The 11,390-nt window shown below is 40.7% G+C and carries 12 protein-coding genes; 4 read left to right on the forward strand and 8 right to left on the reverse strand.

What is annotated here, in order from left to right; genetic code table 11:
- Together U0M88_RS06175 and U0M88_RS06180 are read right to left on the reverse strand one after the other, a co-directional pair.
- Positions 1–556 (reverse strand): substrate-binding domain-containing protein (locus U0M88_RS06175; RefSeq protein ID WP_331869242.1); only part of this gene is annotated, 556 nt, incomplete at its 3' end.
- Positions 557–718: 162 nt separating this feature from the next.
- Positions 719–1,489: an SGNH/GDSL hydrolase family protein gene (locus tag U0M88_RS06180; protein WP_331869243.1), complete on the reverse strand. Its 771-nt coding sequence runs from the start codon at positions 1,487–1,489 to the stop codon at positions 719–721.
- Between the two features lie 211 nt (positions 1,490–1,700).
- On the opposite strand from U0M88_RS06180, the gene serC reads away from it, so the two are divergent.
- The 4 genes from serC (at position 1,701) to U0M88_RS06200 (ending at position 6,541) form a co-directional block, all read left to right on the forward strand.
- Positions 1,701–2,783 (forward strand): 3-phosphoserine/phosphohydroxythreonine transaminase, encoded by a 1,083-nt coding sequence (gene serC / locus U0M88_RS06185; RefSeq protein ID WP_331869244.1) that lies wholly within the window; start codon positions 1,701–1,703, stop codon positions 2,781–2,783.
- Positions 2,783–3,955, forward strand: coding sequence for a phosphoglycerate dehydrogenase (locus U0M88_RS06190; protein ID WP_117446202.1), 1,173 nt, complete (start codon positions 2,783–2,785; stop codon positions 3,953–3,955). Before serC ends, U0M88_RS06190 begins: the two co-directional genes overlap by 1 nt.
- Positions 3,952–4,728: a histidinol-phosphatase HisJ family protein gene (locus U0M88_RS06195; RefSeq protein WP_117446203.1), complete on the forward strand. Its 777-nt coding sequence runs from the start codon at positions 3,952–3,954 to the stop codon at positions 4,726–4,728. The genes U0M88_RS06190 and U0M88_RS06195 overlap by 4 nt, the downstream gene beginning before the upstream one ends.
- An 82-nt stretch (positions 4,729–4,810) precedes the next feature.
- Positions 4,811–6,541, forward strand: coding sequence for an IS3 family transposase (locus tag U0M88_RS06200; RefSeq protein ID WP_331869245.1), 1,731 nt, complete (start codon positions 4,811–4,813; stop codon positions 6,539–6,541).
- Here the strand turns inward: U0M88_RS06200 and U0M88_RS06205 are convergent.
- From U0M88_RS06205 to rpsK, 6 genes are all read right to left on the reverse strand, one after another.
- Complete coding sequence (locus U0M88_RS06205) at positions 6,527–7,870, reverse strand: DUF1015 domain-containing protein (RefSeq protein WP_331869246.1); 1,344 nt, start codon at positions 7,868–7,870, stop codon at positions 6,527–6,529. The genes U0M88_RS06200 and U0M88_RS06205 overlap by 15 nt on opposite strands.
- Positions 7,871–7,951: 81 nt before the next feature.
- On the reverse strand, positions 7,952–8,851 hold the full coding sequence (locus U0M88_RS06210; RefSeq protein WP_117446206.1) for a ketopantoate reductase family protein: 900 nt from the start codon (positions 8,849–8,851) through the stop codon (positions 7,952–7,954).
- Positions 8,848–9,771, reverse strand: a complete 924-nt coding sequence (locus tag U0M88_RS06215; RefSeq protein WP_331869247.1) for a DMT family transporter — start codon at positions 9,769–9,771, stop codon at positions 8,848–8,850. Before U0M88_RS06215 ends, U0M88_RS06210 begins: the two co-directional genes overlap by 4 nt.
- 22 nt (positions 9,772–9,793) lie before the next feature.
- Positions 9,794–10,156 (reverse strand): 50S ribosomal protein L17, encoded by a 363-nt coding sequence (gene rplQ, locus U0M88_RS06220; protein ID WP_303971621.1) that lies wholly within the window; start codon positions 10,154–10,156, stop codon positions 9,794–9,796.
- 14 nt (positions 10,157–10,170) lie between these two features.
- Positions 10,171–11,121, reverse strand: coding sequence for a DNA-directed RNA polymerase subunit alpha (locus tag U0M88_RS06225; RefSeq protein ID WP_331869248.1), 951 nt, complete (start codon positions 11,119–11,121; stop codon positions 10,171–10,173).
- Between the two features lie 14 nt (positions 11,122–11,135).
- Positions 11,136–11,390, reverse strand: a 255-nt coding sequence (gene rpsK / locus U0M88_RS06230) for a 30S ribosomal protein S11 (protein WP_331869249.1), incomplete at its 5' end; no start/stop codon positions are given.

Below are 11,390 nucleotides of genomic sequence, written 5' to 3' on the forward strand. Positions count from 1 at the left end.
AACCACCTACTGTCAAATCACCGCTGGCACCATTGGAAGTAAAAGCACCTGTTGTTTCTCTTGGGATATATCCTTCTTCTTCAACGATGGCCTGTCCTTCATCCGACATGATAAAGTTCATGAAATCCTGACCTAATTCACTGATATCTTCCGTTGTACATACTAAGAACGGACGACTTACGGTATATTCTCCGCTTTCTACATTTTCTACAGTAGCTTCTACACCATCTACGGTTACCGCTTTTACTGTATCATTTAAAGACCCTAATGAAATATAACCGATCGCATAAGGGTTTCCTTCAACTGTGGTCATCATAACTGAAGTTGAGTTTGTGATCTGAGCAGAGCTGGTTGTGTTATCTGTTCCATCTTCTTCAATGCCCATCAATTCAGTAAAGGCACCACGTGTACCAGAACCATCTTCACGACTTACAACAGTAATTGCTCCTGATGCAGTTCCTTCATCGCTCTGTGCATCATCGCCTCCACTGGAGCATCCTACCAAAGCGGTAGCGCTTAATCCTAAAGCTAACATTCCCTTTAAAAATTTGTTCATGTTTTATCCTCTTTTCTTTTGTTTACACTGATACTATACAAAAGGTTTGTTAAGGCTAAAGTATAGAAATGTTAAATCCATGTAAAATACAGTTAAGCATCTAAAACATTTGAACTTTCATAAAAAAAGACATTTCCGTTTTTACCGAAATGTCAGATTTATCTATTGTTTACGTACTGTCATGATCATATTTTCCGCCCATGTCGTATAGAACGGCTGCAGAAAGTGAACTCCATCGGCCTGATAGATATCTGCGTTTCCATTCTGGCAGATTTCACTGTTATCGACATAGATCCAGTCATTCTTTTCACACATGGCTTTGATCTTTTTATTATATTCATCCACCTTATCCCAGCGCGGTGATTTTTCAATGGCAGCCGGTGTAGCTGAGATAATGGAGTTGACCACGATGGTCGCATCCGGACAAACCTTTACAACTTGTTCAATCTGCGATTGATAAAGAGTATCATAGCCACCCTCGCTATCCAAACCTAAGCCCATATCATTCACACCATAAGAAAAGAAAATCAGCGAAGGATTCATGGACTGCGCCTGATTTACCCAGTTTGAAATATCCTTGATAGTTGCCCCGGATGAGGCCAATACATGACTTTCCGGAAAGAAATGATACACGCTAAAGCCCATAACACGCGAATCTCCAAAGATCACCGCATCATCAAACAAGGCAAAGACATCTACCTGTCCAGATTCAATGGCACTTTCCATTTCCGCATTCTTCTTATCCTTTAAAGAAGAAGACAATTCCTTTACTTTTTTATTCTCCTGCTCCTGTATATAATCTAAGCCCTGCGCTAATGTCGCATTATGACTCCATACTCGATAGATCAAAAAGCCGGATAAAACTACGATTACTGCTAAAAAAATGATACCGGCCCGCTTTGCTTTTGGTTTTAACTTTACTTTTCGTTTCATACGTTCTCCTTGGCTCTTATTCTATCACATTTCACACATTGTGGCGGGATAGATTTCCACTTTTTTTATAGATGTGTTTTCAAAGTTTATGTACTCATATTATAAACATATGTTTGTATTTTTTGAACATTTTTCTTGATTTTCTTTTTTATACTCGTATAATAATGGATATTACAGAAAGGAAATGGTGGATGACACCAGGGTGAAGAAAATGACAAGAGTGTATAACTTTAGTGCAGGTCCCGCCTGTTTACCGGAATGGGTACTCAAAAAAGCACAGGAAGAAATGCTGGATGCTCATGGAAGTGGAATGAGCGTTATGGAGATGTCCCACCGTTCCAGTGAGTTTCAGGAAATTTTACATACATGTAAAGCTCGTTTAAGACGCTTGATGAACATACCGGATGATTATGAAATTCTGTTCTGTCAGGGTGGAGGAACCATGCAGTTTTCTATGGTTCCCCTTAACTTATTAAAACACAGTGCCGATATCATCAATACCGGGCAATGGACAAAGAAAGCAATTATGGAACATCAAAAGCTGGGTAAGACACAGGTAATTGCTTCCAGTGCAGAAGACAATTTTACTTATATTCCTAAAATTAAACAGGAAGATTTAACACCGGATAGTGATTATGTCTATATCTGCGAAAACAATACGATTTATGGTACCAAATATAAAGAATTGCCTCCTCATGAAGGAAAACTTTTAGTTGCCGATCTAAGCAGTTGTATCTTAAGTGAGAGAACCGATGTTTCTAAATATGACTTAATTTTTGCCGGTGCCCAAAAGAATATGGGACCAGCCGGTGTTACCGTTGTGATCATCAAAAAAGCTTTGATTGGGCACGCCAAAGAAAACATTCCCAGCTTATTGGATTATAAAACGTATGCCGATAACGATTCGATGTACAATACGCCACCATGTTATGCGATCTATATGGTAGGCCTTGTTCTACAGTGGCTGGAAGAAGAAATCGGCGGTTTGGAAGAAATGGAAAAACTAACACGCAAACGTGCTTCCTTATTATATGACTATATCGATGAGTCAAAACTGTATTCCAATCCGGTAGCCAAAGAAGATCGTTCTTATACGAACATTCCTTTTGTGACCGGCGATGCCGAATTAGATAAAAAGTTTGTCAAAGAAGCCAAAGAAGCCGGACTGGTAAACTTAAAGGGACATCGTACCGTAGGCGGTATGCGTGCCAGCCTTTACAACGCGATGCCAATGGAAGGGGTTTATGCCCTGATCAATTTTATGAAGAAGTTTGAAAAGGAGAATCTTGCCTAATGTATAAAGTAAAGCTCTACAACAATATTGCCCAGGTTGGGTTAGATACATTCAATGAAAATTATGAAGTCAAAGAAGATTTGGAAAATGAAGATGCGATTCTGGTACGAAGTGCCAATCTACACGATTTGGACTATAATCCGAATTTGAAGTGTATCGCCCGAGCCGGCGCCGGCACCAACAATATTGATATTAAAACCTGTACGGAAAAAGGTATCGTCGTCTTTAATACACCGGGTGCCAATTCCAATGCCGTCAAGGAAATCGTCTTTGCCGGTATGTTGTTGGCATCTCGTGATATCTATGGTGGAATTACCTGGGCCAAAACACAGGAAAACAACGAAAATTTAGCCAAGGATATGGAAAAACAAAAGAAAAAATATGCCGGTACCGAATTAAACGGTAAAACCCTGGGCGTCATCGGATGTGGTGCTATCGGTGTTCAGGTGGCAAACTTAGCCTTACGTTTTGGTATGAAGGTTCGTGGCTATGATCCTTACATGTCCATTGAAGCCGCCTGGAATTTATCTCGCTATGTCAAACACGACAGCGATGTCAAAGACTTGTATAAAAACAGTGACTTTATCACGATCCATATTCCGCTCAACGACAAAACCAGAGATACCATCAATAAAGAAACCATTGCGTTGATGAAAGATGGGGTTAAAATCTTGAATTTTGCCCGCGGTGGTCTAGTCAACGAAGATGACATCCTGGAAGCCTTGGATTCCGGTAAAGTAGGCGCCTATGTTACCGACTTCCCATCACCGAAGCTGGTCAATCATCCAGGCGTCATTGCGATCCCGCATTTAGGTGCATCTACCGCAGAAAGTGAAGAAAACTGTGCCATAAAGGCAGCGCAGGAAACTATGCATTATCTACAATATGGAAACATCAAGAATTCAGTCAATATGCCGGAATGTCATATGGATTTTAATACACCGTTCCGTATTTGTGTAATCCATCATAACGTGCCTAAAATGATCTCTCAGATTACAAACGTTTTAAGTGATGATAATGCCAATATTGAAAATTTGATGAATAAATCGAAAAATGATATTGCTTATACGATTCTGGATCTGGACAAAAAAGCAAGCACACAGACAATCGAAAAGATTCAATCGATTCAAGGTGTCATTCGTGTAACGACATACCAGGGGGAAACGCTATGATCGATGCTCATGTACATTTGGAAAATGGACCTCTGAGCAAAGATTATGTATTTGAATTCATAAAAAGTGCCCAAGAGAAAGGAATAGACCATCTGCAGATTCTGGATCATACCCATCGTTTCTTTGAATTTAAAGAAATGTATGAAGACATTTGCCAGATTCCTGCACAGAAAGAATGGTTTTTAAAGAAACAAAAAAATTCGATCCAGGAATATATTGACCTCATTGAAGACGTAAAAAAAGAGCCGTTACCGATTCAAGTGACATGGGGCCTGGAAGTCTGTTATAAAAAAGAAAGAGAAGATTTTTTAAAGAAAGCACTGCAAGTCTATCCTTTTGATTTTATGGTCGGCAGTGTACACGATGTCTTTGATCGGCTGTACGATATCAGTGCTTTTAGTAAGGAACTTCTATGGAACCAATACGAAAGCAAAGATATCTATGCAGCATATTATCAACAGCTTAAAAGCTGCATCGAATCGGATTTGTTTACCCAGATCGGGCATCCGGATGTGATCAAGCTTTATCAGATCGATCCCGGATACGATTTAACACCAACCTATTATGAATTGGCAGACCTTGCCAAAGCTCATGGTGTTGCCTTGGAAGATAACACCGGTGCTTATTATCGATATCGCCACCCGCAGATCGGTCTTCATCCTACCTTACGAAAGATCCTCCTTACAAAAGAAGTACCGATCCTATGGGCCAGCGATGCTCATGTTCCACAGAATGTGGGTCGTTGTTATGAGATATTAAAGGAAGCGTATTAATGATATAATCCCACTAAAGTAGACACACGAAATAATTAAAATTATCCCATCGATGTGAAACTACAAAGGTGGGATTTTTTATATGGGAAGAAAAGCTAAATACACGAAGCAACAAAAGGTACAGGCATGTGAAGATTATTTAAGCGGAAGAAAAACAGCCATCCAAATTTCTGTTGAATTAAATATGGGTAAACGTGGAGATGACAGGGTTAGAAAATGGGCCAAGAATTATCGTGCAAACGGACATGTGATCTTTGACAACAAGTCTACCAACAACCGATATTCCAAAGATTTCAAAGAGAGGATCGTTAAGGAATATCTGGACGGTCTTGGATCGTCTTGTGATCTGTCAGCTAAATACGGAATATTGAAGGATGATACTGTTCTAAACTGGGTAAAAAAGTATAATAGTCATAGAGAGCTTAGGGATTATGATCCAAAGCCGGAGGTCTATATGGCTGATACTTTAAAAGTAAGCAAGGAAAAGAAAATAGAAATCATAAAATACTGCATAGGTCATGATCATGATTATAAAGGAACAGCTGCATTTTATGGTGGAAATTATGCCCAGATATATAGCTGGGTCAAGAAATATGAATCCAAAGGGGAAGAAGGTCTGGAAGACAGACGAGGCAAACGCAAATCGGAGGAACAGCTGACCGATCTGGAAAAAGCACAGCGCAGAATAGCCGAGCTTGAAAGGATCAACAGGCGACAGGAAATGGAGCTTGAACTGTTAAAAAAAGACAGAGCCTTCGAAAAGACCTATTTAGCGAGTCTTCCGAAGGCTAAAACAGTGTATCTTATGCGAAAGCAAAAGATACAAGATTATTCGCTAATACGCTTATTGCATGATGATCGCAAATGGCCGGTAAAGGAGATGTGCTCTATCATAGGCATTAACAGAAGCGCTTATTACAAATGGAAGCGATCATCGCCATCTCAAAAACAAATCGACAAACAGTGCGAGGATGAGAGGATCATAGCTAGAATAAAGAAAATATCCGATTCCAATCATTCTCTTTTTGGCACCATGACCATGTACCACACCCTGAGAAATGAAGGGTACGGATGCGGCCATAACAGGGTCTATCGATTGATGTGCATCCATGATATCAAATCTTCTTATAGACGTCGATCCAGATATAACTATATCCGATCCGTTCCGGAACAAACCGCAGAAAACATCCTGAACAGAGATTTCGGAACGACAGGTCCAAATCAAAAATGGTGCACGGATGTCACTGAGATCAAGGGCCCTGCGACCGGGGAAAAACTGTACATATCATCCATGATCGATCTGTATGACAGATATCCGGTGGCTTTAGAAGTATCTGATAGAAATGATGCATTTTTAGCGAATCAGACATTGGATAAAGCGCATGAAACCTATCCAGAAGCAACACCGCTTATTCATTCGGATAGAGGGTTTGCCTATACAAGAAAAGTATACAGATCCAAACTGAATAGATACAATATGTCACAATCCATGTCTCGTATTTCAAAGTGTATCGATAATGGTGTATGCGAAGGGTTTCAAGGACAATTTAAAGATATGTTGTTTATCTTGTATCCGAAAATAGCTTCAAAAGATGAAATGAGAGCGGCAATCAAAGGAACGCTTGATTATTACATCAACCATTATCCGCAGAAAAGATTAAGCGGAAAGACTTGTGGACAAGTGCGAAAAGAGTCTATGGAGCAAAAAGAATGTACGCAATATCCAATTGTTCCGGCAGCAAGGTATGTAAGATATTGGAATGAAATTGAAGCAAAGAAAAAACGACAAAAAGAAATATTAGAGAAAAAATGAAAAACAGCCCAAGCCAAATTGGCACAGGCTGTTAATCGATGAGATTTTTAAATATTTCCCATGTCTACTTGACTGGGATATATCATAAACCGCTTCCTTTTCTTTGATCCATCGTGCTTCCAAATAAAATCGCTTTTCATCGGCTTCACCCATAGCAAATGTCTTTCTTGGCAAAACGCCTCCTGCGACAATGGCCGGAAACAAGGCACTTTTTTGAATCCGTTGTAAAAAGATTCCACAGTTCTCCTTTGTCTGCAGTAAAGAGTACATGGCATCCTGCCCATGAATATAATCTATATCCACTTCCGGATGTTCCAGGCGATAGGCATCTATAAAGGCCTGCAGGATATCGATAGGCAAACGATCATCCTGTTTGACCAGTTTTATGCCGATTTCGCGATGATCCTGATACAAGACAATCTCCTTTCCCGGTTGAATTTGAGCTTCTTCCTGTTGACAGGAAACCTCCAGAACTTCATAAAGCTCTTCCATATTCGCATGAAACAATACACGATGAATCGGCTCAAAGATCAAAGCCGAACTATACAGGTTGACCATTTCCACCATCGCATATCGTGCCGGATGATTTTCTTGTTCCTGTGGATTCAATCCTTTTTTGATTTCTTCCCAACATGCCTTTGCGGTGGCCAAAGAATGGTTTCCATCACCCACACTTAAGAAAAGCTCTTTTTTCTGCTGCATCGAAGAAATCTTTGCTTCCAGATGATCCGCATTTTCCTTTTCGATCGCATACCCTTTGATATGACCACCATTCATCATTAAATCAAAATCATATAAAACCGGATACTTATCTTTATCCTTCATCAAAGTGGAGAACAGTTCATCCTTTGGATCATCCAACAACACTAAAACATGACTTAGTTCCAAAGGTGCCCCTTTACGAATCTTAACGCGTGGCGGGATACGGGATGCGATCGTTTTTTCGGTAGCTCGAATCGGCTTTACATTGCCCGGTTCAAAATCATAAGCCTCCAGATCAATGACTCCCAACAAACCCATACGGTTGCCAGAAAACGTAGAACGCTCAATCAATATAAAGCCATTCTTTACTTTTTCCTCCAATATATTGTTGTGAGCATAGTTTTCCGTCGTCTGTTGAATTTTAGAGATTCGATCATCTTTTTCCTGTAGGTACACCTCCGGATAGATCATATGATACGTTGATGGTTTATCCGGAGTGACTTCTTGTACGTTTTGCCAGTAATCTTGTTGACTGGTGTATTGATCACAGGCAATCACAGACCACGCCTGCATATCAATTGTAGAATTAGGTAATAAAAAATTAGATTTTTGAAAACAAGGTCGCATATTCACCCTCCCTCTTTATTCTATTATACAAAAAGAATGTATGAATCCGACCCTTTAAAAAAGGATTCTTTGACAAGAATCCTAAAAATCACATTCTAATGTTTGAATCTTATTCATCAAATCGGATAAAACCGGCGTTGAAATACCTAATTCCTTGCCCATCGGTACGATCGTTCCTGAAAACAGGGCCAATTCTGTTTTACGATGAGCTTTGATATCCTGCGCCATGCTGGGCATCCCTTCCGGTCGAAGTGAATTGACCAGTTGTACCCACGCATTGATATCTTCCTGTGTCAGTGCAATATGTTTTGCCCTGGCAACAGCTTGTACTTCCTTCATAGCCTGAATAAATTCTTCCTGATGACGGCCGCCATCCTGACAGATACCATAACCGCCCTGATACGCTGCACAAACTTGATTGATGCCGCAATTCAACATCAGCTTATTCCACTGCTCACGCACGATATCTTCACAAACTCGATACGGAATTTGATACGACGCAAAGAAAGATTCTAATTCCTTGACTGTATTTTCCTGTTCTTTACATTCTGAACCAAATAAAATTTCTCCAACATGGGCAAAATCAACAGTATTATCGAAATATGTTGAATCCATGCCCTGCACAATACAGCGAATGACCGGGTTATTTGGATAGACTTTTTGACAGATTTCTTCACTGCTGATGCCATTTAAACAAGATAACACAATCGTATTTTCGTGTACAAACGGCTTTATTTGATCCAAGGCTGCCTGCAAGCCGGCATACTTTGTACAAATCAAAATCAGATCCAATGGTTCTGCCTCTGACACATAGCGAAACTTTGCTTTTTTACCATTGATATAAAACGGTGTATTTTGATATCTTTCTTTTCGCTTTTCATCCACGATAAAACAAAGTGAACGTAAACCATTCTCTTTCAATAAGGTACCATACAAAGAACCGATCGCACCTCGTCCAACAATTCCCACACTGTTAATCATTTTGTTTTTTTTCCTTTATTCACGATCCATACACCACACACGATCAGGGTCAAGCTTAATAAACCTGTCCATGAAAAGGCCTGTCCTGTCTCCTGTAACATCAAAGCACTAAGCAATACGCCCATTACCGGTATCAGACAACCAAAGATACCGACCTTGCTGACGGGATTCTTAGATAGCAGGATTCCCCATAAAGTATAGGCACAAGCCGATACAAAAGCCAAATGAAACAATACAAGAAGACCGGAAATATCATTCAACTCTAAATGTCCGCCCATCAAAAAACCGACTGCCATTAAGACTACACCGCCTAAAAAGAATTGATATCCACTTAACATCACGGCATCATCCTTTTGCGTAAAAAGCTTGATAAAGGCAGCGCTGATGGCGGAGGAAAGCTGTGAGAGGATCATAAAGCCATCTCCCAATAGAGAAAATGGCTGAACCCCTTGCAGATTCATGATCAAAATACCAAAAAAGCCTAAGATACATCCTATTACTTTTGTCAAAGAAAGCTTTTCAAAACGAAACAACAAGCTGGCAACCAATAGCGCAAAGAAAGCGCTGGTTCCTGAAATGATTGAACCGTTAACCCCGCTGGTATGCGCTAAACCGATATAATACAAAAAATATTGTCCGGCTGTTTGAAACAAAGCTAAAACCGGAATAGCCTTTAAGCTTGTCTTTGTCGGCAAAAGAATTCGTTTCTGTAGAAAACTGCCGGCAATCAAAACCAGGATTCCTGCCAGGGCAAAACGTAAGCCCGCAAAGACCAGAATACTGGCTGTATCCGTCGCATCGATAGAAAACATACGATACCCGGTTTTTATAAATGGAACAGCACTGCCCCATAAGGCACAACAGAAAACAGCCGTTATACAAACAATCCCGGGACGTGTAAAAAAATCTTGTTTCTTCATAAGAAAAAGGAAGTAGATTGCTCTACTTCACAAATTGTACGATTGCCATCGGTGCCGCATCCCCTTTACGGATACGTGTCTTGATTACACGTGTATATCCTCCGTTGCGGTCGGCATAGCTTGGCCCGATTTCATTGAACAGTTTCTGTAATGCCGTTGTTCCTTCGTCATCCACTTCTACGTTGCGTACAAAGGTAGCTGCCTGTCTTCTGGCATGCAGATCATTTCTCTTGGCCAGTGTCACCAGCTGATCCATTACAGCACTTAATTCTTTGGCTTTCATTTCTGTTGTTTCGATCTGTCCGCTTTCAATCAAAGATGTTGCCATGTTTCTTAACAACGCTTTTCGATGATCGGCGGTACGTCCTAATTTACGATTCCACATACTTTATCGTTCTCCTACTCATACGATTTAAAGAACAATCCTAACTGGTACATTTTGTCTTTGACTTCTTTCAAAGACTTTTTACCTAAGTTCTTTACATGCATCATTTCATCTTCAGTTTTTTGCGTCAATTCATCAACCGTCTGAATACCGGCACGTTTCAAACAGTTATAAGAACGTACGGAAAGATCCAGATCTTCGATCATCATCGTGTTGACTTTTTTCCCATCTTCTTCATGTGGCTGTTGTACCACAAAGCTTTCTTCCAAATGCAGATCCGCTAATGGAATCAATGCATCTAAATGATCGACCATAACGCCGGCAGCCTGGCTGATTGCCTGCAGCGGGCTGATCGTTCCATTGGTTTCCACTTCGATATGAACCTTGTCGTACTTGGCATCCTGGCCTACACGAGCCGGTTCAGAAAGATACTGTGCACTGCGTACCGGCGTAAACAAAGTATCCAGTGCGATCGTATCGGCATCCAATGCATAATCCTTTTCATTTTCTAATGCGCTTTTATAACCGAATCCATTTGTCACAAACAGATCCATTTCCAGAGAATTTCCCTTCTCCAGATTACAGATTACCTGTTCCGGATCTTTTATCGTTACTTCTTCCGGACAGATGATGTCAGCTGCCTGTACCGTAGCCGGCCCTTTTTTGGAAATGTGTAAAGTAAACACACCTTCCTGCTGACAGTTCAATCGTAATTCTTTGATACGTAAGGAAAGCGTTGTAACGTCTTCTAAAAGACCATCAACACTTGTCTTTTCTTCATTTAAACCTTCCACGCGATAGCCGATGATGGCACATCCCGGAAGATTTGACAACATGACGTTGCACAAGGTACTTCCTACTGTAGTACCAAACCCTCTTTCCAAAGGCTCGAATACATAAGAGCCTTTGTTGTTTTCTTCATCAACCGATTCCTTATGAAATAAAGCTCTTTCAAATTCCTGCATTCGACACTTCCTTTCTATCCACGAGGTCGTTTTGGCGGACGACATCCATTATGTGGAATTGGGGTCACATCATTAATCATCGTGATGCTCAGTCCGGCTACCTGCAACGCTCTCACTGCTGCTTCTCGTCCCGGCCCCGGTCCTTTTACTTCCACGCTGACCGTCTTCATCCCGTGATCCATTGCAGCTTTACCTGCTGCTTCTCCGGCTAACTGGGCTGCATACGGTGTGCTCTTTCGGCTTCCCTTAAATCCTAAGGCTCCCGCACT

Origin of the sequence: Faecalicoccus sp. (assembly GCF_036552745.1) — a bacterium.
Taxonomy (GTDB): domain Bacteria; phylum Bacillota_I; class Bacilli_A; order Erysipelotrichales; family Erysipelotrichaceae; genus Faecalicoccus.